This is a genomic window from Acinetobacter sp. CIP 102136, assembly GCF_000369685.1.
In the GTDB taxonomy this organism is placed as follows: Bacteria; Pseudomonadota; Gammaproteobacteria; order Pseudomonadales; family Moraxellaceae; genus Acinetobacter; species Acinetobacter fasciculus.
The window spans coordinates 1,330,707-1,352,314 of the sequence record NZ_KB850142.1 but is presented as its reverse complement, the minus strand read 5'-3'; the positions used below and the strand labels follow the sequence as shown (position 1 = coordinate 1,352,314).

Genomic DNA, 21,608 nt, shown 5'->3' with positions numbered 1-21,608 from the left:
ATTTCAGCTTAGTTTTGGTTGACGCTAACTTGGTTGGCGACCTGGAGGGCCAGTTCACGTGCCTGTTCAATAGTTTCTGCACGTGCCGTGGCAACGCCCATACGACGACGTTTAAAACCTTCTGGTTTGCCAAACAGGCGCAAATCGGTATTGCCGTCTGCTAAAGCAAGATTCAGGCCAGAAAATGAAAGATTACGGCCATCTACTCCAGCATAAATTACCGCACTGGCAGCCACACTATGTCGTGCAGTATGCACCGGCAAGCCTAAAATAGCACGTGCATGCAGCTCAAATTCACTTTGAAATTGGGAGGCTAAAGTCACCAGTCCAGTATCGTGTGGACGTGGGGAAACCTCACTAAACCATACTTTGTCGCCTTTTACAAAGAGTTCCACTCCAAAGATTCCGCAGCCACCAAGTGCTGTAGTGACCTTGTTGGCAATGCGCTTGGATTCTTCCAGCGCGGCTGGAGTCATCGGTTGAGGCTGCCAGCTTTCCACATAATCACCTGAGTCCTGACGATGTCCGATCGGGTCGCAATAAGACGTTTCGATTTCGCCGGTTTCTGGATTTTTTGCACGAACAGTCAATAAGGTAATTTCAAAATCAAAGTCAATTTGTGATTCTACAATCACAGTACCCTGATTGACCCGGCCACCGGTTTGCGCATATTCCCAGGCAGCATCGACTTCATCAAAACGGGTAACACGAGACTGACCTTTGCCTGAAGATGACATCACCGGTTTCACAAAGTTTGGATAGCCGACATCGTCACAGGCCGCGCGGAAGGATTCTAAACTGTCGGCAAAACGGTAAGCTGAAGTTGGCAGACCGAGTTCTTCCGCAGCCAGACGACGAATACCTTCACGGTTCATGGTCAGATTGACGGCTTTAGCAGAAGGAATGACTGTAGCAATGTTCTGGGCTTCTATTTCAAGCAGAACTTCGGTCGCAATCGCTTCAATTTCAGGAACAATTAAATGTGGCTGGATTTGATTGATGAGTTGTTTGAGTTCTACAGCATCTGCCATATTCAAGGTATAGGAATAATGCGCAACCTGCATGGCAGGGGCATGATCATAACGGTCAGCAGCATGAACTTCGACTCCAAGGCGTTGTAGTGAAATCACCACTTCCTTGCCCAGTTCACCAGAACCCAATAATAGAACTTTATAGGCAGAAGATTGAAGGGGAGTACCAATAGTCACGCTCATGTGGATCATCCATGCTTGATTTTATGGACTTTTAGCATAGCAGAACTGAGCCGACAGTTAAGCCAAGATTCATACAAAATTGTGATATTGACCAACAGTTTTATTTATAAAGTTTTTCTAGATTTAATAAGGAGGCGCTGTCATTTTCACATCGCTGTCAGACTGCGTTTGCAGAAGATAAATCCCGCTTTGAGACTTGAGCTTTTCTATTTGTGCAACTTGTTCAGTATTGATATTTAGCATCTTTAACAGACGTAATGTACGAACATGCAGGAAATACGCATAGGGCAATACAAAAGGCAGTACAAAGCACAGCAAAAATAACAGTAGCCCAAAAACTGTGAATTGAATGCAGTCTCGCAAGATGGTAGTGAGCTGGAACTGATCTGCTGAAAAGGCGGTAGCTGAAAAAAGAATAAAAAGGAGCGCAAATAAACCAGCAAAAATTTTTAGAGTATTCGGCAGGACACGATGTCTGAAGCTCCATTTACCCAAAATCAATGTCAAAGGATGAAGATGCAGCACGTATTGGCTCTGATTAAGCATAGCAATAATTTGATGGGTGCTATTCTTTTTAATATAAACCACCCGAACTTGATCTGCTGGTTGAGCATGTATTTCGACAAAATGTCCGGTAAAATTTTGAGCATTGATAAAACATTCAAAATATTGTGCCGGCACTTCATGTCGATGGAATACGGTTAACATTTCATCGCGCCGATGATGAATAAAGATTTTGCCTTCAATCACCTGTTTGACTTCAAACATGCGCATCCTTCCTTGTTTTTATTGTTATATAAAAAAAGACCTATACTATGAGTTTAGCATAAGTCTTTGTTTCAATTGATCAACGAGTTAAAGCTTAAAAGGGTACCGGAACATAAGTGTAAACCAACCCATAGGTGAGCGCTGCGGTCAGTGTCGCCATCACAATCCGTTTAAACTTAAAGTACAAAACCGTGAGCACAATAAAGCCAACCAGCATCGCAAAACTTTTATTCGGTGTTTCTAATAAAGGTGGCAGGGTAGCAACCACCAACATGGAGCTGATCGCAGCAATGCCAATTGAACCCAAGGCAATTTTTAGCCACAATGCTCCACGTTTTTGCGAACCTTGCTGAAATTTTTGAATGACAAAAAAAGGACCAAAGCGCGAGGCAAAATTGGCAATCCCGACTAAAATCCCGACCAGAATAATCTCTAGATTCATGCTTGATCTCCTGCGTGTTCAGGATCTGGCTGTTTCAAAATATAGTGCTTGAACAGGCCTGCGAAAATACCAGAACTTATACCGATAAAGATCGCGGCAGACAGGTCGATAAAATAACAGGCAATCGCAGACACCAGAATTGTGACAGCTACAACAAAAGTATGTTTTTTCTCAAAAGCGGCTAACAAGAAGCTCAGGAACAGCGCAGGTAACAAGAAATCCAGCGCAGCCTGTAAGAATTGCGGCAGGTTGCTGACCTGATCGGCAAACAATCCACCGAGGAAAGATCCGAGTGCCCAGGACATCCAGCTAAACAGGCTTAAACCCAGCATCCAGGATTCTGACCATTCCTGTCGCCGTTGCGAGAGCTTGATCATGCCGGAGGCAAAAACTTCATCGGTCAAACCCCAAGACCAGATTGCCGTTTTCTTTAAATTCAGCCGGTCTTGAATCAGATTTTGTAACGCAGGGCCATAAAGCAGATGACGAATGTCTAAGGCAATCACGGTTAATGCCGTCATCCAGATAGATGTTCCACTACCTAAGAGCGCGACCACCAGGAACTGGCTGGCACCTGCATACATCGAGCAGGACAGGAACAGTGCTTCCCAGGCGGTAAAGCCAAACTGGGTGGCTGAAACACCAAAAGCAAACGACACTGGTAAATAAGTGAAGATAATCGCTTGGCTATCTTTTGCACCTTGCCAGAAGCCAGCAGGTTGCGTAGCGAGTTGATTCGGTTCAGACACGACACACCTTGAAGGAGAGTTGAACGATGGGTCAAATGAAGATTGTGTATTCTACGTGAATTTAATAGCATAGTGCCGAAATGTTTAAATTGGCGAGCCTGATATGTGGATGTTCAAGACACGTGCGATGCTGATTGCTGCTTTAATAAGCACGGCAATATTGTTACAAGCGTGTGGGAATGACAGTCAATCGACTGATAAGCCAGAAATTAAACCGGCACCTAAATTGACTAATGATGCGACGACTTATGCCAATGCCGCATGGCAACTGATCAATGAAGTGGATCCACTGGTCTATAATAAAGAAGTGGATCAGCTGGAAACACAGGTACGTCAACCAGCACGTAAATTGAGTACAGACTGGCGTATTAATGTCAAAATGACCGATTCGGTGACCGAAGGCAAATATGCTCTGTGTCGTAAAGCTTTGACCAGTCTGGAAATCTGGGCGCGGACGACCATGGAAAATGGCAACAGCCTACAACAAAAACAGGCAGATTATGAGCGCGATAAAATGCAATGTCAGAATGCCATTGCCCATCCTGCACTCGGAAATACCGATCCTAAGCAAAAAGGTACTGCAATTGCCAATATGCAATAAACCTTTGCCCATTTAAATGTACCTATAAAAAGCCAGTCATTCAGACTGGCTTTTTTAGCAAAATAAACTTTAAAAATAGGGCATCCATACATGTTCTAATAAAAGCACCATTACACCGCAGATCAGGAGTGTGCTGCCAATCATGCGTTGAATCAGTGTACGTATAGACATGACCGATCTCCTCAAAGATTTAAAGCGCGTTCAACGCTTCCAGATAACGACGATTCACTTCTTCCCAGTTCACGACATTGAAAAAAGCCGAGATATATTCCGGACGACGGTTTTGATATTGTAAATAATAGGCATGTTCCCAAACATCCAGACCTAAAAGGGGAATATTGCCATGCATCAGCGGAGAATCCTGATTGGCGCTACTTTCTACAATAAGCGTTTGATCTGGCGCCATACTTAACCAGGCCCACCCACTACCAAAACGGCTAAGCCCTGCTTGGGTAAACGCTTCTTTAAATGCCTCGAATCCTCCTAATTCATGTTCGATTGCCTTGGCAATTTCAGCTTCGGGATGACCACCGCCGTCTGGACTCATCACTGTCCAGAACAGGGAATGATTGGCATGTCCACCAGCATTGTTCATCACGTTCTGTCTGAGTTGCTCGGGCACTTCATTGAATTTGCTAATTAAGGCTTCGACTGATAAATCTTCCCATTCAGTGCCTGCTATTCCTGCATTAATATTATTGATATAGGTTTGATGATGCTTGCTATGATGAATTTCCATAGTCTTGCTATCGATATGAGGCTCTAGCGCATCATAAGCATAAGGCAGTACAGGCAAGGTGTAGCTCATTGGCAGGATTCCTTGGGGAGAATGGAGTTAGGTTATTTTTCATTAGATTTAAGATACACTCTAATTTAATATTCACATATGAGAATAGTTATCATTATTGTTAATATGTGTTGATCTTATGCGCTTCCAGAAAGCCTGTTATACGTATGAATCCTCTTTTTATAAGCAATAAAAAAACCCCAAGAAGGGGCTTTTTTTAACAGCAATGACTTAAACGTTAAAACGGAAGTGTAAAACATCGCCATCCTGAACGATGTAAGTTTTACCTTCTAGACGCCATTTGCCTGCTTCTTTCGCACCGGCTTCGCCGTTGTACTGCACGAAATCATCATAAGCGATACATTCTGCACGGATAAAGCCTTTTTCAAAGTCGGTATGAATCACGCCTGCTGCCTGTGGTGCAGTTGCGCCAACTTTTACGGTCCAGGCACGAACTTCTTGTACACCCGCGGTGAAGTAAGTTTGTAGGCCAAGCAGTGAATAACCCGCGCGAATCACCACGTTTAAGCCAGGTTCTTCCATGCCCATTGCTTCAAGGAATTCAGCACGGTCTTCATCTTCAAGCAATGAAATTTCAGCTTCAATCTGGTTGCACAGTGGAACTACAATCGCATTTTCTTCAGCAGCCAATTTTCTCACTGCATCTAAATGTGGGTTGTTCTCAAAACCGTCTTCAGCAACGTTGGCAATATACATGGTTGGTTTAAGGGTCATTAAGCCAAAACCACGAACCAGTTTACGTTCGTCATCATCTAGGTCTGCTGCGCGAGCCGGTTTACCTTCATCCAGTAAAGGCTGGATTTTTTCCAATACAGCTTTAGTGGCTAGCGCTTCTTTGTCACCACCTTTAGCAGATTTAGTCAAACGCGTAATTGCTTTGGCTACAGCATCTAAGTCTGCGAGCGCAAGTTCGGTATTAATCGTAGCGATGTCATCCAGTGGATCAATACGACCATTCACATGAATCACGTTTTCATCTTCAAAACAACGCACAACGTGAGCAATTGCATCAGTTTCACGAATGTTGGCCAGGAACTGGTTACCCAAGCCTTCACCCTTAGAAGCACCTGCTACCAGACCTGCGATGTCTACAAACTCCATAGAAGTCGGAATAACACGTTGCGGTTTAACAATTGCAGTCAATTTGTCTAAACGTGGATCAGGAACAGGTACAATTCCGGTGTTTGGTTCGATCGTACAGAAAGGGAAGTTTTCTGCAGCAATAGCAGCTTTGGTTAAGGCATTGAAAAGTGTAGATTTACCAACGTTCGGCAAGCCGACAATACCGCAATTAAAACCCATGAAATAACTCACAAAAGCGTTATATAAAAATTGCCCCCGATTTTACATGAAAGCATGACTAAAGTCAGGTCATGTGCTTGTGGTTTATTGCAATCAAATGCTTCTGGCGACCTAAAATGACTCGCTGAGCTTTCCGGGATGTGTAGTGAGTCCACCAACCATAGAGGAATAATCAGCCAGTATTTTACTTTTGAATAAAAATCACATTGTTTTTCTAAAAGTGAGTGACTAAAGTATCTGAATAAAACAGCGGCCTACACGCCCTGATCCAATAACGATAAACATGGAGCATACATGCGAACTTTATACCAGTTTCCTTTATCTCACTTTTGCGAAAAAGCACGTTGGATGCTGGACCATAAAGAGTTGTATTATGTTGCTCATAATCTGATACCCGGGGTACACCGCGCTTTTGCCCGCCTGAAAACAGGACAGAATCGTCTGCCTATTTTGCGTGATCAGGATCGATGGATCGCAGATTCCACCCAGATTGCTCTGTATCTGGATGATACTTATCCAGAACATCGTTTACTGCACGCGGAAGGATATTTTCGAAATAAAGCTTTAGAAATTAATGAAATTACTTTGGAATTGGGTCGTCATGTCCGTCGCTGGATGCTCTCTCAAGCACTGACTTCTGATCATGAATCTCTGGATATTTTAATTGGTGAGCAGGGCTATCTGCGCCAGTTTGAAAAATTTTCTAAACCTTTATTGAAAGCGATGGTGGCCAAGGGGTATGCATTGAATGAGGAAACCGTGGCGGAATCTAAACAACACATCGATGTTGCTGTACAGCAGCTTAATCAGATGCTGGTCAGCCAAGGTGGGCATTATTTTGTCGGAAATCGTTTAGGTCTGGCGGATATTGCAGTTTGTTCCATGTTGGCACCGCTTCTGGCGATTCCAGGTACGCCGTGGGAAAAAGAAAATTTTGAAACCTTGTCCGAAGAATATCGCGACTATCAGCAGTATTTGAATGAGCTACCACTGGGTGAATATATTTGCCGTATTTACCGAACCGAACGCAATGCACGGGTAGACTGGCGTGGTGTATAAGTTTAAATGCTAATCCAAGAATTAAAAAAACGCGCATGAAGCGCGTTTTTTAATGAGATTATGATTAACCCCAAGGATTAGTCTGGTCGATATCAATATTTTTAGTAAAATTATTGAGGAGTGAACCAAAATCAAATCCGGATGAAGAACCGCCACTGCCGATATTCTGAATTGTATCTTTAATGCCCGGCAGGATAGCAGACAGATCAATATTGGAATCAGTCGTACCCACACCTTGGACAAGATCACCGAGGTCAGGCAATTCAATCGAAGAGCCACTACCAACCAACTGACCAACACCTTCGGCAATACTGCCTAAGTCAAAGCCGTTTGAAGCAGAGGAAATACCTTCGATCATACCACCCAGATCCAGATCGCTACCGAGATTGAGATTGCCTAATAATCCACCTAAATCTATGCCATTTGAACCATTCGCAATCAGACCGCTCAGTAAGTCAGTGAAGCCACCGACATCAAAACCACCTGTTGCATTTCCGCCTACAAAGCCGCTAATTAAATCGGTAATAGCACCAAGATCAAAATCACCGCCTGCATTGCCACCGATTAAGCCACCCACCAGACCTGCAATTGCTCCAATATCTATATCACCTAAACCGTCAGAACCACCGATCAGACTACCGACCAATTCAGCAATTTGTGCGATATCAATTTCACCATTACCGCCAATCAGGTTGCCGACCAGACCTGCGATGGCACCAATATCTACACCGCCCAATCCGCCAGAACCGCCGATCAGGCCACTAACCAGTTGAGCGATTTGCGCAATATCAATCTCGCCATTGCCACCGATTAAGCCACCCACCAGACCTGCAATTGCTCCAATATCTATATCACCTAAACCGCCAGAACCGCCGATCAGACCACCGACCAATTCAGCAATTTGTGCGATATCAATCTCGCCATTGCCACCAATCAGGTTGCCGACCAGACCTGCAATCGCACCAATGTCCACGCCACCTAGGCCGCCAGACCCACCAATCAGGCCGCCAACCAGTTGAGCGATTTGTGCGATATCAATCTCGCCATTACCGCCGATCAGGTTGCCGACTAGACTAGCAATCGCACCGATATCAATATTGCTTGAACCACCGATTAAGCCAATAACCAGTTGAGCAATTTTCGCGATATCGATATCACCATTACCACCGATGAGGTTGCTGACCAGACCCGCAATGGCACCAATATCAATATTACTTGAACCGCCGATCAGGCCACCGACCAGTTGAGAAATTTTACCAATATCAATATTGCCCGTACTGCCGCCCAATAAGCCGCCCACCAGTTTAGAAATAGCCTCAAGATCCAGGCTGCTGCTATTGCTCCCCATTAAGCTCTTTAATAAGTTGGTGACCTGGGTAATATTAAAGCTACCGCCATTGGATTGAGTTAAGCTACTGATCAGGCTTTGAATATTTAAACTTGAGGCATTCGAACCAGAAAACTGAGTTAATAAATTGCTGAGATTTGTCGTACTCAGGCTGCTTCCAGAAAGGAGATTATTTAATAATGAGCTGACTGAAGGTTGAGTATTGGATCCGGTGAGATTGCCAATAAGATTGGTGAGGGTGCCTGATGTCGTTCCACCGAATAAGCCGCCCAATAAGCTCTTCGTTTGGGTTTCGACGGTTAAAACAGGACTCACTTTTGTTTTTATCAAGCTTAAAAGTTTAGAAGCCATGACCGTTCCTTGTGTAATATTTTTGAAATGCGCTATTTTTGTTTTTAAAGCGCCTTTGTTTTAATCTATTTCTATACACTTGTAAAAGATGGGCGGTTAAGTCGTGTGGGGGCTGAGGGGAATAGCCTATCTGTTGCCGTGTTTACCCAATTTAAATAATTTAAAAATAAAGATTTAACGTAAAATACCATTGGTCATATTTTTAATTAATGCGATTAACGGTCATTTGATTCAGTATGAAAACCGTATTTATAAAATAAGATCCCATTTGGAAAAAAATTTCAGAATATGAAAATTTTGTGAAAAATAAATAAATATTGTATAACAGAGATGGCGCAAAATTTTCTGCATCTATTGATTATTGATATAAGAGTATAAAAATGGAACTGGATCGTTTCGATAAACATATTCTAGAAATATTGACCCATGAAGATGTCAATCTGAATGAACTGTCCGAGCGGGTGAATTTATCTGTCAGTTCGGTGCATCGCAGGATCAAACACTTAATCGATCATAATATTATCAGTGGCTTAAAACGTGAAATCAATTACCAGAAATTAGGTTTCAGCCTGCATGTGCTGTTACAGGTATCCTTAAGCAAACATGATAGCGATACTTTTGCTAAATTCCTGGAAGAACTGGAAAGTATTCCCGAAGTGATTAATGCCTTTTTGGTCACCGGTCAGTCTGCGGACTTTATTGTCGAAGTGGTGGCAAGGGATATGGAAAATTATAGTGAAATCCTGCTTAAGCGGATTGGAAAAATTGAGCATGTGGTGGCACTGCATTCCAGCTTTGTCATTAAAGAATATAATGTCTTTAACTGTAGCGGATTACTCAATAAAGTTTAATCAAAGCTAGGGTGGTCGACAGCCACAAAAAAACGCACCCTAAGGTGCGTTTTTTGAATCAGTGACAGTTAAGCATCAAGTTCTGCTAAAACAGCATCTGAGAATTCAACGTTGGTATATACGTTTTGTACATCATCCAGATCTTCAAGCATATCAATCATTTTCATGATTTTTTTCGCCTGGTCGATGTCTGTGATCTCTGCTTTGGTAGAAGGGCTCATCACTACTTCAGCATTGTCAGATTTTAAACCTGCAGCAGTTAAAGCATCTTGAACATCACCGAAAGCTTCAGGTGTGGTAATGACCAGGATATCATCTTCAGTGACTTCGATGTCTTCAGCACCTGCTTCTAATGCCACTTCCATGATTTGATCTTCCAAAGACACATCTTCAAAAGTGATCTCACCACGTTTCGTGAACAGGAATGCCACCGAACCATTGGTGCCTAAGTTACCATCAGTTTTAGAGAAGCAATGACGTACGTCAGGCACAGTACGGTTCAAGTTGTCAGTCATGGTTTCAACAATAACCGCAACACCACCTACACCATAACCTTCGTAGGTCACTTCTTTCAGGTCGTCGTTATCTTCGCCACCAGCACCACGTTGAATGGCACGGTTGATCACATCACGTGTCATATTCACTGATAATGCTTTTTCAACCACAGCACGTAGACGAGGGTTGCTTGCAGTATCTGGACCACCAAGCTTTGCAGCAGTGGTTAATTCACGAATGTATTTGGTAAAAACTTTACCACGACTCGCATCTTGTTTTGCTTTGCGATGCTTAATATTGGCCCACTTGGAATGACCCGCCATGCGAACTATGCTCCTTGTAGATTGGCTGTATGCCTATCAGAATGCCGAAATTCTACCATAAGCGTTTTTTTAAAAAAAAGTGCCTGGATTTGAGATTTCAGGATAAAAACAAAAAAAGTGCAATATCGAGGAAAAATAGAAAGAGGATAGGGAGATTTATAATTCTATTTATACATTGATATAGACAGATGACTTGGACATAAACAGCAGAATCGCTGATTATGTCCGTGCTTTTATTTTTAAAAAGCTTATTCTGGAATAACGATATCCAGGCCAACCTTGTCTTTATATAGTTGCTTGATCAAAGCCAGGTCATGCGCAAGGTCTGTCGGATAGATCTTGCCAAGAATGCCACCTTGCTTGGTTCTGGAATTGGCGTATAACAACACGATTGGTACATTGGCAGCCTTGGCAATATGCCAGAAACCGGTACGGATTGGTTTGCGTGCTTCACCTTGTTTAGCCCGTGTTGCTTCGGGAGCAATCACCAGATTGAACTTTTCATTGTTCTGAAAATGTTCCACCATCTGGGTCACGATATCTTTACTGGCCTTGCGGTCAACCGGAATACCACCCACAGCGTTCAATAGCGGTTTAAACGGTCCTTTAAATAATTCTTTTTTAATCAAGGTATGAACCTTGAGGTCATAAATCTGGAACAGGGCAATTGACAGTACCGCATCCATCATTGAGGTATGTTCAAACCCAATAATGACCTGTTTATCTTCAAGCACATCGGGTTCGACATGATATTGCCAACCTGCAAGTTTAAATGCAGATTCGCCAAGGAATTTATTTAGCATAAGTACGGAGAAGTAAAAGCTGTATGTAGAGAACTGCATAATTTCATCTTGTTCGCCCATACAGTCAATAGGCTTTCCAATAAAATCAGCGAATAATGTAAAAATCTATGATTTATTCATCTTTTTAAGCTGCAAGATTAAGAGTTAATATATATAAATAAAACAATATTAAGATCTTAAAAATATCATTAGATACAAAAAAAGTCTTAAAATGATGAAAAAATGACTATCCAGAGCACACTTTAGTTATTAGACTTTTGTCGAAGAAGAAGACTGATACAGGTCTTTTCTATTTTCTTATTCTTTCTACTCTGAGATTGAAAAGTATGACGTACATGACAGCCTTCGTAGTCTCCCTATTGATTTTTGCGCTTATAATTGTATGGTCTTTGATCGAAATTAAGCAGGATTTACATAAAGACGAAGAAATGAAGTCTGAATTCTAGTCATTCTATCTTCTTTAGTTCTAGGCTATTCCTTTAACATTGCTGCCTGAGTAATAAAGAATTTTGATACCTTATAGATATACTAAGACCTTAAATCTATCAGTTTTACGCTTAGTAGACCGGATTAAATTCAAGATACAGGCTCATTTATCTTAAATGATGCAGCATGTATCTCATTTTTCTATATGCCTCCTATACTGAAGTCTTAAGTAACTGAATTTTGACTAAGACAAGTCGCCCATGATTGCTGCCTAAATGTTCAAGCAGTTATAAAAGCACTTGTCTTTCCAAAAAATCTTAGCTAGTATTCATGACGCCTGAACTTATTGATAAATAAAGTTTTCAGCATATAGGGCCTATAGCTCAGTTGGTTAGAGCAGCGGACTCATAATCCGTTGGTCGACAGTTCAAGTCTGTCTGGGCCCACCATATAAAACAACCCCTTACGTGCATTAATCGTAAAGGGTTTTTTGTTTTTGGATATTATGAAATCTGAAGTAAGCAATTCACTTAATTGATCGTCGTTCTTATCTCGAAGGGCTTAAAATGGGTTGCCTCCACTGATAATGAACTTTTCTAGTTTGCCTTTCAATAAAGATTCTTCGTTACCAGCTTAATAAAAAAGCATCTCCCTCAGATATTACTTTTGTTATCTAAATTCCATAAACATCCTCTTTAATCAAAAAAAAGTTCATATTTATGAAATAATTGTGATGTAGTTCAAAGAATATCTGCAAAAAAAGTGAAAAGTAGATGAAATGCATTTTACAACTGAAAAAATTATGCTAATTAATATGAGATGATTTTTTAGTCAAAAATCATGATGTTTCAGGACGGAATATCTTAAGAAGCGTATTAAAAAAATGATTAAACAGGAGTTTCAATGATGCTTCAGCTTTTAAGAAAATTGTTTTGTTTGCATATTTATGAATATGAGCAAATGCAAGAAATCGGGGAACACAGGGAGTGTCGTAAGTGCGGTACGAATAAGGACTAAAGTTTTTGCAAGAAAAGTGAGCAATGGCTCACTTTTTTATGCTTGTTATGGGCTAATTTCCGTTAAAATTAAAGGGAAATTTCATCACGATGAACAGGCATATGAGTAAAGATTTTCATGCAGATACCTATATCGTCGACAGCAACCTGGCAGATACGCTGCACTGGCTCAGCCTGCATCAAGATAGTTATGACTCCTTTAGCTATGATGCAGTCACGCAAGCGCTGATGGTGCATCATGCCAATGGAGTAGATCAAATCCGAGTCGGAGATTATCTGAATGCCCGTTATGGCATTTTAATTACTGCACATAACTTTTCTGCGAGTTCATCAAGTTAAACAGTTGTTAGCTTGCCATGGCATCTGTAGCCAGACTGCGAACACTCGGTTTTGGCTGTTCTGCAACTAAACCTAATTTTGCAAAAAGTTGCTGATCTCGACTTTGGGATGTATTAGGGGTCGTCAGCAGTTTTTCACCAGAGAAAATAGAATTGGCACCAGCCATAAATGCCAAAGCCTGATCCGAATCGCTTAAGGATTCACGCCCTGCAGAAAGGCGAATATAGCTTTTAGGCATCAACAAGCGTGCTACGGCAATGGTACGAATCCATTCAATCACATCCAGTTTTTCTACATCTGCCATCGGTGTGCCTTCAATCGGCACCAACATATTAATTGGCACAGATTCAGGATGGATTGCCAGAGTTGCAAGCTCATATAACAAACCAATCCGGTCATCACGACTTTCGCCCAGACCCACAATACCGCCACTACAGACTTTCATACCAGCTTGACGCACATGATCCAGAGTATCCAGACGATCATCAAAGCTACGCGTGCTGATGATATGTGAATAGTATTCACGAGAAGTGTCCAGATTATGGTTGTAATAATCCAGTCCTGCATCTTTCAAGCGTTCAGCCTGTGATCCATTTAGCATCCCCAGTGTCATGCAGGTTTCCAGACCGAGTGCTTTAACTTCACGTACCATTTCCAGCACATAAGGCATATCGCGTTCATGCGGGTTGCGCCATGCAGCCCCCATACAAAAGCGTGAACTGCCTGATGCCAGCGCCTGTTTGGCTTCCTGAATCACTTTATCGACTGCAATGCGTTTTTCAGCTTCCAGTTTGGAATCATAATGCGCTGATTGTGAACAGTATTTACAGTCTTCAGGACATTTACCGGTTTTAATCGAAAGCAGGGTGCTCACCTGAACGGTATTCGCAGTGAAATGTTCACGATGAACCTGTTGCGCCTGGAACACTAAATCCATTAAAGGCTGTTGATATAGAGCTTGTATTTCTTCACGTGACCAATCATTACGTACCGCATCACTACTGTTCATCTCTTTCCCTATCTGTGCTTATTTATCATTCGGTTCATCTTAATAAAAATAAGCTTTTGCTTCACTAGCAAAATATGACCTTATATAAATGACAAAGCCCACACGAGGTGAGCTTTGTTTTTCAGTTGCCAGATTATTTATTACTGTGATTTCCATGAATATCCTGGCCATGCAGATCACTACGGTGCTGCTTGTTAAACACGCGCTGATCCTGTTCATGCTGATTGTTTTTTGGGGAATTAATCGGGCCATGTTGCGGCTGCTGCTGTTGTTGCTTCTGCTGGTCATGCTGAAGCTGCTCCAGCAGTTCTTGATTTGGATTTTTTGATGACATCATCTTTCCTCCACTTCATTTCTGACTATTTTTATTTATGCCATAGTCTGAAACATGGGTGTGTAAGGCTTTTAAGTGAAACTGTGACGCTAGGTAAAGATGGAAAATTAACTGGATTTTGCCAGTTGTTCTTGAATAGCCCAATCGATATGTACCTGCACAATTTCATCATGTTGATTACGCTGTTGCTGAAGGGCCGGAATAATCTGCCCATCAAAGGGTGCATTGCCCAAACCAATGGCGATATTGCGCATAAAGCTTTGATAACCCGTACGACGCATCGGACTGCCTTCAGTCGCACTTAAAAACGTGGCTTCATCCCATTGCCATAAATCCAGTAAACTTACTTGATCCAGTCCATGCCGCGGATGAAAATCCTCTATCGAGGTCACTTGGGCAAAACTGTTCCATGGACATATCAGCTGGCAATCGTCACAACCAAAAACCCGGTTACCAATTCCGCGTCGCAAATCTTCTGGAATAATGCCTTTATATTCGATGGTCAGATAGGCGATACAGCGGCGAGCATCTAACATATAAGGCTCGACAATGGCTTGAGTCGGACAGATGTCGATACACGCAGTACAGGAGCCACAATGTTTGGTCGCGGGTTCATCAAAGGGCAGTTCCAGTGAAGTAAACAGTTCACCCAGTACAAAGAATGAGCCTGATGTTTTATGAATCAGCAGGGTGTGTTTACCTGTCCAGCCCATGCCGGCACTTTCAGCCAGCGATTTTTCAAAAATGGGTGCAGAATCCGCAAAAGGACGTGATTCAAAATCTCCGATTTTTCCCCGGATTTTTGTCGCCAAGGTTTTCAGGCGACCGCGCATGGTTTTATGATAATCCCGGCCACGAGCATAACGCGCGATAATGGCAGAGTTGGGTGCATAAGGGATATAACGTGGTTCTGGTGCGTCGACCAGATAATCCATACGCACACAGATAATGCTACGTGTGCCGGGAACCAGTAAGGCGGGATTGGCACGTTTTTCCAGATTCTCTTCCAGAAACTTCATGTCACCATGATAACCACGATCCAGATATTCCTGTAAGCGTGCTAATTCTGCTTGAGCATCTGGTTTGGCAATGACACAATCAGAAAAACCCAATTCTAAAGCCTGCGCTTTAATCCATGCTTTTAGCTCGGCTGGATCTTGTTGATAAACTTTAATTTGCGCTTGAGAATCGGGAGTTGCCATAAACCAAAGACAGGGAATAAGAAATGCAGCAACAAGTTTACCATAGCCGTGATCTACAAGCATGGGAGCAGCGCTGGTTTCAACAGCAAAATAGTTCCTACGGTTTAATGCAACAAGTCGCCTGGGGGATTAGTCAGCGGCTGATCACTTTATTTTCCCAGCAAAAAATAAAAAAAATCGCTGTCTGCTGTGGTCAGGGTAATAATGCCTGCGATGGCTATCTTGTGGCCAAATATCTCAAACAGGCGGGCTTCAGTGTTGATATTTATGCAGTTGATTTGGGTAATTCCAAAGATTTAGCATCGGCTGTGCAGGAAGCTCAGCAAGCTGGCTTGCAGCCTTATTCGCATTTTGATTTTCAATCTGAATGTGAGGTCTATATCGATGCCTTATTCGGAATTGGTCTAAACCGTCAGCTGGACTTTGACTGGCAAAATGTTATTCAAACGATCAATCAGCAAACTGGATTAAAAATCTCAATTGATATTCCGAGTGGATTGGATGCCAATACCGGCCAGCCTTTGCCTGTTGCGATTAAAGCTGACTACACTTTCACGGGTTTAGGGCTTAAGGCAGGACTGTTTACCGGACAAGGCAAAGAATATGCGGGCAAGATCGAACTGATTTCTGCTATCCCGACAGATACTGAGCTTCAACCAATTGCTTGTCTTTCATCACATCAGATTCAATTGCCGAAGCGTGAAGCCTTTGGTCATAAAGGCAGTTATGGTCATGTCTTGGTTGTAGGTGGTCATGCCGATATGGGGGGGGCAGTGATCATGGCAGCAGAGGCAGCATTTGCTGCCGGAGCAGGTAAAGTGACGATCGTCTGTGATGCAAAACACCATACTGCGATTTTGTCACGTGCACCAAATATCATGCTGCGTGATATCAATCTTTTAACTCAGGAGCAACGCCAAGCACTGATTCAGCAGGTCGATGCAGTCTGTTTTGGCATGGGATTAGGTCGTGATTCTTGGTCAGAGCAACAATATACAGCTTGGTTTGAGCTGACTCAGCAATCTGATCTGGAGGTTGTTTTGGATGCGGATGCCTTATGGTTTCTGGCCAAGCAGCCTCAAGTTTTGAATTCCCAGACTTATGCCACACCACATCCAGGAGAAGCTGCAACTTTGCTAGCATGTAGCACTGCGGAAGTTGAAATGGATCGGATTGCAGCCATTCATGCCCTGCAACAAAAATATCAGGGACAGTGGGTGCTAAAAGGTTCAGGCAGCCTGATTCTGGAAGAAAGGCTTTACATCTGCAATGCTGGGAATGCTGGTATGGGCACTGGCGGAATGGGGGACGTGCTGGCTGGCATGATTGCCAGTCTAAAGGCGCAATTTGCACAAAAAATTCATTTGCATGAAATCGTAACTTTACATGCACTTGCAGGTGATGAATTGGCCAAGAATGGTGAACGCGGTTTACAGGCTCAAAATATGAAATATGCGATTTATCAGGTGGTGAATCGTTAAGGAGAATAGTGTGCCAGTCATCAAACTGAATATTTCAGGCCAAGTCCAAGGAGTTGGATACCGTTACTGGTTTGCCGAGCAGGCTCAAGCACTTGGACTGAAAGGATATGTGAAAAACTTGAGCACAGGTGAGGTGGAGGCTGTTATTGTTGGAACAGACTCCCAGCTTGACGAAATGATTGCACGAAGTTGGCAAGGGCCTGCTCGTGCAACTGTACAAGCGGTTATTCAAGAGCATCTGGAATCTGACCTAGATGTTCAAGACTTTAAAATATTGCGCTGAACCTTAGCGACGACGGCTGCTGACACGACTCCGGCCGCGTGCCATACCGCCTAGAGCATTCAACACCGCCATTTTACTCATACTGCCTGAAGCATGAGCATGACAAATGGCAGCAGCTAAGGCATCGGCAGCATCCTGTTGCGGTTTGATGCTGAGTTTTAGAATATTCATCACCATCATCTGCACCTGTTCTTTATCGGCAGCACCATAACCTACTACCGACTGCTTGATCTGGCGCGCGGTATATTCAGCGACTTTCAAATCCAGATTGACCAAGGCAGCAACAGCAGCACCACGGGCTTGACCGAGTTTTAAGGCAGAATCCGGATTTTGTGCCATAAAGACCTGTTCGACCGCAGCTTCAGTGGGGCCATAAAATTTTACAATGCGCTCCACGCCGGCAAAGATGCGTTTTAAACGTTCAGGCATTTCTGTCGTTTCTGTTCTGATGGTGCCGGCATCAACAAAAGTCAGTTTGGAGCCGTCTTTTTCGATAATTCCGTAACCGGTTAAACGAGAACCGGGGTCAATCCCAATAATTAATGACATGCCCGCACTTTAAAAATAGAATAATGCCCATATTGTTACATAAGCGTATCAAAAAAGCTTGATCCTGATGAAGCAGTTGATTCCAGCATCCTATTATTTATTTTACTGAGATTAGATTAATTTTCATGAAATTATTTCTTATTATCCTTGCAGGCTTAATCCTAGAAGTATTTGTCTGGATTGGCGTGGGTGACCTCGTCGGGAGCATGTGGTACGTATTTTTCTGGTTTGTAGCCGCATTTTTTATTGGTATGAATCTGATCCGTAAATACTCGGCCGGTGTCATGCCACAGATGCAGCAAATGCAGATGGGACAGATGAGTGCAGATCCTGCATTAACAGGAAATTTACCTAAAATTCTGGCAGGTTTCTTTCTGCTTATTCCTGGATTGATTACCGATGTATTAGCTGTATTGATGCTCATTCCAGCGGTTCAGCAGGTCTTTAAGGCGGCCATAATGAAAGCGATGATGAAACGTCAGCAACTCATGATGGAAAAAATGATGGGTGGCATGATGGGCGATATGGGTGGGGCACAAGGCCAAAATCCATTTGCCGAGATGATGCGTCAAATGCAGGATATGCAAAATCAGCAATCAGGTCGCGGCGATTCCACCATTATTGATGGTGAAGCACGTGAAGTAAGACCTGAGGCGAAAAAAATTGAAATGAAAGATATCAATCCGAAATAATTGTTTTCTTTAAAAAAACTCTATTTAAACCGAATCTGATGATTCGGTTTTTTATTGGAACTTTCTAATGTCTTTAAACAAACGTTATAATATATTTTTATAAATTTACCTTATTTTAATGTCTCTGCTTTTTACGATCTGTCTCCTACATTTTGTTGCTCAACTAAGTCCCGGTCCCGATATTTTGCTCATTGCCAAAAGTGCCGCATCCACCACACGCCAGAATGCCCTGAAAATTATTGCAGGGATCTCTGCTGGTATCGTGGTTTGGGTAATACTGACACTTGCGGGTTTTACTGTTTTAATTGACCAGTTTCCATGGATTCAACAGGTATTGATGGTGCTCGGTGGCATGTTCCTGGCGAAGATGGGATGGGCCATGTTAAAGGGTGGTGTGCATAGCTTTAAAAATAGACATCAGGCCGACGACGATACAAATGGACAGGTACAAGCTAAAAACTATTTTATGTTGGGCTTATGGACCAATCTTTCTAATCCCAAAACACTGATCTATTTTAGTAGCGTATTTTCACTGGCCTTAAGTTCGTCTGCTTCTGATTATTTGAAAACACAGCTGGCAGTGATTATTCCTTTGCAGACCTTTATCACCTTTGCTTTATTGATGCTGTTGATTTCCCAACCAAAAATTAAAACCTTGTACCAGCGTTCGGGGAGTTATATTGATATGATTTCAGGCGGACTATTTCTGCTATTTGCATTGTGGTTATGGTATGACGCACTTATTCTGATGAATTAAGTGGTATATCTTCATTTAATACTGGAGATATTGGTGAGGTCGGGGCAGGAGAGGCTGAGTTGTCTAGTGTTTTAACCGCCGTTTGATAACGATTAGGCTTTAAGGTGGTTTCAGTATTTTCAGAGCCTTGATAGCTACGGCTACGGTTGGCACGTTCGCGCAATCCACCTTTTTTAATTAACTGAACCATGGCACATCTCTCATTCAAATCCACAACTATTGTAAATCAAATCTGGATTTGATGAGGCTATTTTCCGCATAGCTATTTGAATTATTCAAGAGTAATAAAAAGACCTGTTTGAACCAACAGGTCTTTGCTGTGAGATGAATGAAATTAGCGAAGTCTTTTATCTTCTTCTTTTAAAACGTCCAGTATAGAGTGTTGTACGGGAACTTCTTGTTGTGACTGCACATACAAATGCACCACTTTAAACACAATTGCTGTAACGAGACAGGCGATTACACACAAAACCCAGAAACCAAAAGGGCTGCGAATATGATGTGAGCCGCAGTTTGAGCATGATTTTTCTGTAGAGTCGACTACTTTTTCACAGCAGGCACAATGATACTGGTAACGTAGCATGATGATCTCCTTGAATTCACAGCATTCCAGTGAATAATTTATTTTTCTAATGTACATCAGCATTTTTTACACATTAGATTCTAAATCAATGCATGAACTATGCCTATGGGGTTTAACAAAAAAATTACTGAAGCATTGTTTGCATAATAAATATACAGTTAAAAATAATTAATTTAACAGAATTTTTAGAGCTGACGAGTGATGTTGTTTGAACAGTCTAGATTCTGTATAAACAATCATAAGTGCTGAAATTAATTCATGAATTTTAATTAAAATCAGTCGTATATAATGGAAATTCATGCATGAAAGTATGTTTAATATTTAAACAATTATGATAGTTTATGTTATGTAAAGATAAATACTAGAACAAAGAGCAACAGCATGAAAAAAATGGCAGTGTTACTTGCAGCATTATGTACGATGGGGCAAGTTTTTTCACAAACTGATCTAGAAAAAAAAGTAATCACACAGTTTCATCAAGACTTTAACGCGGCTGCATATGAAGCAATGTATCAACGTTTTTCTCCTAAAATGCAAGAAGCTTTTCCTGTTACCGTGCTAAAAAAAGTATCTGAAGATATCAAAAAGCAGCTAGGATCTATTCAAAATATTGAGTTCATTGAGAACAAAGGTAAATCTACAGCGATTTATAAAGTGATGTTTGAAAAGGATCGTCTTAAATTATCTTTGAGCCTGAATGATCAACAGCAAATGACAGGTTTATTATTTAGCCCATATATTGAATCAAATGCTGCTAATAACACAACGGAAAACTATATTCAAAGCTATCCAAAAAACCTTGCAGAGAAAATTTTTGCAGCCACACGTACTTTTCCTGAAAATACTCAAGTAGCGATTGCTGTGTTAGACCCTAGCAAAACACAATATTTGGGTGTGCATAAACATGACAATAAAATTCATGAGAAAGCTAATCAAGATCTTGTTTTTGGCATTGGTTCCATCACCAAGGTGTTTACAGCGACAGTCTTAGCGGAATTGGTCACCCAAAAGAAAATTGGGTTGGAAGATAGTATCAACCGTTATTATCCATTTCAGTTTAAAGATAATATTCAACTGAAATTCAAAGATTTATCCAACCATACTTCAGGATTGGAGCGTTTACCAAGTAACTTGGCAACGGATGACGATTCAAATCCTTATAAAGATTATGATGTAGAAAAACTAAATGCGTATCTGAAAAATAATTTGACCTTATATGCAGACCAGTTAAACAGCAAAGCACCAATTTATTCTAATTTAGGAATAGGTTTACTTGGGCATACATTGGCTTTGGCAGAAAAAACCACACTAGAAAACTTGTATCAGCAATATATTTTTAAGCCATACGGCATGCAAAGTAGCTTTGTGAATCAAGTGCAAGCGGACAAACGTCTTGTACCTGCTTTGGATGTAACTGGCAAACAAATTCCAACTTGGGATTTCGACGTGTTTTTAGGTGCGGGCGGGCTGCTTTCTACGGTTGAAGATATGAAACGTTTTGTGCAAGCCCAACTTGAGGCAAAAAATCCTGCCATTCAGCTGACCCAGCAACCCACTTCAGCCAAAGTTGGGAATTACCAAATGGGATTGGGTTGGTTTATTCGTGAAGGCGAAAATGGCCAGAAAATGATTTGGCATGGGGGGAATACCGCAGGGCATACCTCAATTTTGGTATTGGATCTAAATAAGAAAAAAGCAGTGACCATCTTAGCCAACGTATCTGCCGCTCATCCAGAAATGGCTAATATCGAGCAGTTAGCAGTCGAGTTATTGAAATAGAAACTGTACTTAAAACAAAAAAAGCCAGTCATGATGACTGGCTT

24 protein-coding genes and 1 tRNA gene are annotated in these 21,608 nt (G+C 41.9%); 10 read left to right on the top strand and 15 right to left on the bottom strand.

Features of this window, described 5'->3' with window-relative positions:
• Positions 1-8: 8 nt before the first annotated feature.
• The 4 genes from purT to F893_RS11855 all read right to left on the bottom strand — a co-directional run bounded on the left by purT (position 9) and on the right by F893_RS11855 (position 3,173).
• Positions 9-1,223 carry a formate-dependent phosphoribosylglycinamide formyltransferase gene (purT, locus tag F893_RS11870; protein ID WP_171066773.1) on the bottom strand — a complete coding sequence of 405 codons (1,215 nt, stop codon included), beginning with the start codon at positions 1,221-1,223 and terminating at the stop codon, positions 9-11.
• Between the two features lie 114 nt (positions 1,224-1,337).
• Positions 1,338-1,982, bottom strand: a complete 645-nt coding sequence (locus F893_RS11865; RefSeq protein ID WP_005252263.1) for a hypothetical protein — start codon at positions 1,980-1,982, stop codon at positions 1,338-1,340.
• A 94-nt stretch (positions 1,983-2,076) separates the two neighbouring features.
• Positions 2,077-2,424 carry an L-valine transporter subunit YgaH gene (ygaH, locus tag F893_RS11860; RefSeq protein WP_004278941.1) on the bottom strand — a complete coding sequence of 116 codons (348 nt, stop codon included), beginning with the start codon at positions 2,422-2,424 and terminating at the stop codon, positions 2,077-2,079.
• Complete coding sequence (locus tag F893_RS11855; RefSeq protein ID WP_004278940.1) at positions 2,421-3,173, bottom strand: AzlC family ABC transporter permease; 753 nt, start codon at positions 3,171-3,173, stop codon at positions 2,421-2,423. The genes ygaH and F893_RS11855 overlap by 4 nt, the downstream gene beginning before the upstream one ends.
• A gap of 103 nt (positions 3,174-3,276) precedes the next feature.
• Here F893_RS11855 and F893_RS11850 point away from each other — a divergent pair, with 103 nt between their 5' ends.
• Positions 3,277-3,774, top strand: coding sequence for a hypothetical protein (locus F893_RS11850; RefSeq protein ID WP_005103559.1), 498 nt, complete (start codon positions 3,277-3,279; stop codon positions 3,772-3,774).
• A 190-nt stretch (positions 3,775-3,964) separates the two neighbouring features.
• Here the strand turns inward: F893_RS11850 and F893_RS11845 are convergent, their stop codons facing one another.
• On the bottom strand, positions 3,965-4,582 hold the full coding sequence (locus tag F893_RS11845; protein ID WP_005103557.1) for a superoxide dismutase: 618 nt from the start codon (positions 4,580-4,582) through the stop codon (positions 3,965-3,967).
• Between the two features lie 210 nt (positions 4,583-4,792).
• Positions 4,793-5,884 (bottom strand): redox-regulated ATPase YchF, encoded by a 1,092-nt coding sequence (gene ychF, locus F893_RS11840; protein ID WP_004645523.1) that lies wholly within the window; start codon positions 5,882-5,884, stop codon positions 4,793-4,795.
• Positions 5,885-6,178: 294 nt separating this feature from the next.
• On the opposite strand from ychF, the gene F893_RS11835 reads away from it, so the two are divergent.
• Positions 6,179-6,943 carry a glutathione S-transferase family protein gene (locus tag F893_RS11835; RefSeq protein ID WP_004645522.1) on the top strand — a complete coding sequence of 255 codons (765 nt, stop codon included), beginning with the start codon at positions 6,179-6,181 and terminating at the stop codon, positions 6,941-6,943.
• Between the two features lie 64 nt (positions 6,944-7,007).
• On the opposite strand, the gene F893_RS11830 is transcribed toward F893_RS11835, so the two are convergent.
• Positions 7,008-8,642 carry a beta strand repeat-containing protein gene (locus F893_RS11830; protein WP_005103556.1) on the bottom strand — a complete coding sequence of 545 codons (1,635 nt, stop codon included), beginning with the start codon at positions 8,640-8,642 and terminating at the stop codon, positions 7,008-7,010.
• Between the two features lie 380 nt (positions 8,643-9,022).
• Between F893_RS11830 and F893_RS11825 the strand changes: the two genes are divergently transcribed.
• Positions 9,023-9,493 (top strand): Lrp/AsnC family transcriptional regulator, encoded by a 471-nt coding sequence (locus F893_RS11825; protein WP_004645518.1) that lies wholly within the window; start codon positions 9,023-9,025, stop codon positions 9,491-9,493.
• Between the two features lie 68 nt (positions 9,494-9,561).
• On the opposite strand, the gene F893_RS11820 is transcribed toward F893_RS11825, so the two are convergent.
• Both F893_RS11820 and F893_RS11815 read right to left on the bottom strand, forming a co-directional pair.
• Positions 9,562-10,311 (bottom strand): YebC/PmpR family DNA-binding transcriptional regulator, encoded by a 750-nt coding sequence (locus F893_RS11820; RefSeq protein WP_004278933.1) that lies wholly within the window; start codon positions 10,309-10,311, stop codon positions 9,562-9,564.
• A 248-nt stretch (positions 10,312-10,559) separates the two neighbouring features.
• Positions 10,560-11,114 carry a 1-acyl-sn-glycerol-3-phosphate acyltransferase gene (locus tag F893_RS11815; RefSeq protein WP_026056524.1) on the bottom strand — a complete coding sequence of 185 codons (555 nt, stop codon included), beginning with the start codon at positions 11,112-11,114 and terminating at the stop codon, positions 10,560-10,562.
• Positions 11,115-11,912: 798 nt separating this feature from the next.
• On the opposite strand from F893_RS11815, the gene F893_RS11805 reads away from it, so the two are divergent.
• Positions 11,913-11,989 (top strand) — tRNA-Ile (locus tag F893_RS11805).
• A gap of 669 nt (positions 11,990-12,658) precedes the next feature.
• A complete protein-coding gene (locus F893_RS11795) occupies positions 12,659-12,895 on the top strand; it encodes a hypothetical protein (protein WP_034436202.1) in 237 nt (78 codons plus the stop codon).
• Between the two features lie 7 nt (positions 12,896-12,902).
• On the opposite strand, the gene bioB is transcribed toward F893_RS11795, so the two are convergent.
• The 3 genes from bioB to queG form a co-directional block, all read right to left on the bottom strand.
• A complete protein-coding gene (bioB, locus tag F893_RS11790) occupies positions 12,903-13,904 on the bottom strand; it encodes a biotin synthase BioB (RefSeq protein ID WP_005106532.1) in 1,002 nt (333 codons plus the stop codon).
• Between the two features lie 133 nt (positions 13,905-14,037).
• Positions 14,038-14,241: a hypothetical protein gene (locus F893_RS11785; RefSeq protein WP_004278929.1), complete on the bottom strand. Its 204-nt coding sequence runs from the start codon at positions 14,239-14,241 to the stop codon at positions 14,038-14,040.
• 104 nt (positions 14,242-14,345) lie between these two features.
• Positions 14,346-15,440, bottom strand: a complete 1,095-nt coding sequence (gene queG / locus F893_RS11780; protein ID WP_005103516.1) for a tRNA epoxyqueuosine(34) reductase QueG — start codon at positions 15,438-15,440, stop codon at positions 14,346-14,348.
• 23 nt (positions 15,441-15,463) lie between these two features.
• Here queG and F893_RS11775 point away from each other — a divergent pair, with 23 nt between their 5' ends.
• Both F893_RS11775 and F893_RS11770 read left to right on the top strand, forming a co-directional pair.
• Entirely contained in the window at positions 15,464-16,921 is a 1,458-nt protein-coding gene (locus tag F893_RS11775) for a bifunctional ADP-dependent NAD(P)H-hydrate dehydratase/NAD(P)H-hydrate epimerase (RefSeq protein WP_005103514.1), read from the top strand.
• A 10-nt stretch (positions 16,922-16,931) separates the two neighbouring features.
• Positions 16,932-17,204, top strand: coding sequence for an acylphosphatase (locus F893_RS11770; RefSeq protein WP_005103512.1), 273 nt, complete (start codon positions 16,932-16,934; stop codon positions 17,202-17,204).
• 3 nt (positions 17,205-17,207) lie between these two features.
• On the opposite strand, the gene ruvC is transcribed toward F893_RS11770, so the two are convergent.
• Complete coding sequence (gene ruvC, locus F893_RS11765) at positions 17,208-17,753, bottom strand: crossover junction endodeoxyribonuclease RuvC (RefSeq protein ID WP_004278925.1); 546 nt, start codon at positions 17,751-17,753, stop codon at positions 17,208-17,210.
• 125 nt (positions 17,754-17,878) lie between these two features.
• Between ruvC and F893_RS11760 the strand changes: the two genes are divergently transcribed.
• Positions 17,879-18,445 carry an FxsA family protein gene (locus tag F893_RS11760; protein ID WP_004278924.1) on the top strand — a complete coding sequence of 189 codons (567 nt, stop codon included), beginning with the start codon at positions 17,879-17,881 and terminating at the stop codon, positions 18,443-18,445.
• Positions 18,446-18,563: 118 nt separating this feature from the next.
• Positions 18,564-19,202, top strand: coding sequence for a LysE family transporter (locus F893_RS11755; RefSeq protein ID WP_005103510.1), 639 nt, complete (start codon positions 18,564-18,566; stop codon positions 19,200-19,202).
• Here F893_RS11755 and F893_RS11750 read toward each other — a convergent pair.
• A complete protein-coding gene (locus tag F893_RS11750; protein WP_005103508.1) occupies positions 19,186-19,392 on the bottom strand; it encodes a hypothetical protein in 207 nt (68 codons plus the stop codon). The two genes, F893_RS11755 and F893_RS11750, sit on opposite strands and share 17 nt — an antisense overlap.
• Positions 19,393-19,536: 144 nt before the next feature.
• Positions 19,537-19,785, bottom strand: a complete 249-nt coding sequence (locus F893_RS17520) for a hypothetical protein (RefSeq protein ID WP_005103506.1) — start codon at positions 19,783-19,785, stop codon at positions 19,537-19,539.
• Between the two features lie 381 nt (positions 19,786-20,166).
• Between F893_RS17520 and F893_RS11745 the strand changes: the two genes are divergently transcribed.
• Complete coding sequence (locus tag F893_RS11745) at positions 20,167-21,564, top strand: serine hydrolase (protein ID WP_005103505.1); 1,398 nt, start codon at positions 20,167-20,169, stop codon at positions 21,562-21,564.
• Positions 21,565-21,608: the final 44 nt, after the last annotated feature.

Bases quoted from the DNA above. Each gene is read 5' to 3' on its own strand.
- F893_RS11760 (WP_004278924.1), top strand. From the start codon at position 17,879: ATGAAATTATTTCTTATTATCCTTGCAGGCTTAATCCTAGAAGTATTT.
- F893_RS17520 (WP_005103506.1), bottom strand. From the start codon at position 19,785: ATGCTACGTTACCAGTATCATTGTGCCTGCTGTGAAAAAGTAGTCGAC.
- F893_RS11775 (WP_005103514.1), top strand. From the start codon at position 15,464: ATGCAGCAACAAGTTTACCATAGCCGTGATCTACAAGCATGGGAGCAG.
- ruvC (WP_004278925.1), bottom strand. From the start codon at position 17,753: ATGTCATTAATTATTGGGATTGACCCCGGTTCTCGTTTAACCGGTTAC.
- F893_RS11785 (WP_004278929.1), bottom strand. From the start codon at position 14,241: ATGATGTCATCAAAAAATCCAAATCAAGAACTGCTGGAGCAGCTTCAG.
- purT (WP_171066773.1), bottom strand. From the start codon at position 1,223: ATGATCCACATGAGCGTGACTATTGGTACTCCCCTTCAATCTTCTGCC.
- queG (WP_005103516.1), bottom strand. From the start codon at position 15,440: ATGGCAACTCCCGATTCTCAAGCGCAAATTAAAGTTTATCAACAAGAT.
- F893_RS11755 (WP_005103510.1), top strand. From the start codon at position 18,564: ATGTCTCTGCTTTTTACGATCTGTCTCCTACATTTTGTTGCTCAACTA.
- F893_RS11845 (WP_005103557.1), bottom strand. From the start codon at position 4,582: ATGAGCTACACCTTGCCTGTACTGCCTTATGCTTATGATGCGCTAGAG.
- F893_RS11830 (WP_005103556.1), bottom strand. From the start codon at position 8,642: ATGGCTTCTAAACTTTTAAGCTTGATAAAAACAAAAGTGAGTCCTGTT.
- F893_RS11865 (WP_005252263.1), bottom strand. From the start codon at position 1,982: ATGTTTGAAGTCAAACAGGTGATTGAAGGCAAAATCTTTATTCATCAT.
- ychF (WP_004645523.1), bottom strand. From the start codon at position 5,884: ATGGGTTTTAATTGCGGTATTGTCGGCTTGCCGAACGTTGGTAAATCT.
- F893_RS11815 (WP_026056524.1), bottom strand. From the start codon at position 11,114: ATGCTAAATAAATTCCTTGGCGAATCTGCATTTAAACTTGCAGGTTGG.
- F893_RS11795 (WP_034436202.1), top strand. From the start codon at position 12,659: ATGAGTAAAGATTTTCATGCAGATACCTATATCGTCGACAGCAACCTG.
- F893_RS11750 (WP_005103508.1), bottom strand. From the start codon at position 19,392: ATGGTTCAGTTAATTAAAAAAGGTGGATTGCGCGAACGTGCCAACCGT.
- ygaH (WP_004278941.1), bottom strand. From the start codon at position 2,424: ATGAATCTAGAGATTATTCTGGTCGGGATTTTAGTCGGGATTGCCAAT.
- F893_RS11850 (WP_005103559.1), top strand. From the start codon at position 3,277: ATGTGGATGTTCAAGACACGTGCGATGCTGATTGCTGCTTTAATAAGC.
- F893_RS11825 (WP_004645518.1), top strand. From the start codon at position 9,023: ATGGAACTGGATCGTTTCGATAAACATATTCTAGAAATATTGACCCAT.
- F893_RS11835 (WP_004645522.1), top strand. From the start codon at position 6,179: ATGCGAACTTTATACCAGTTTCCTTTATCTCACTTTTGCGAAAAAGCA.
- F893_RS11745 (WP_005103505.1), top strand. From the start codon at position 20,167: ATGAAAAAAATGGCAGTGTTACTTGCAGCATTATGTACGATGGGGCAA.
- bioB (WP_005106532.1), bottom strand. From the start codon at position 13,904: ATGAACAGTAGTGATGCGGTACGTAATGATTGGTCACGTGAAGAAATA.
- F893_RS11820 (WP_004278933.1), bottom strand. From the start codon at position 10,311: ATGGCGGGTCATTCCAAGTGGGCCAATATTAAGCATCGCAAAGCAAAA.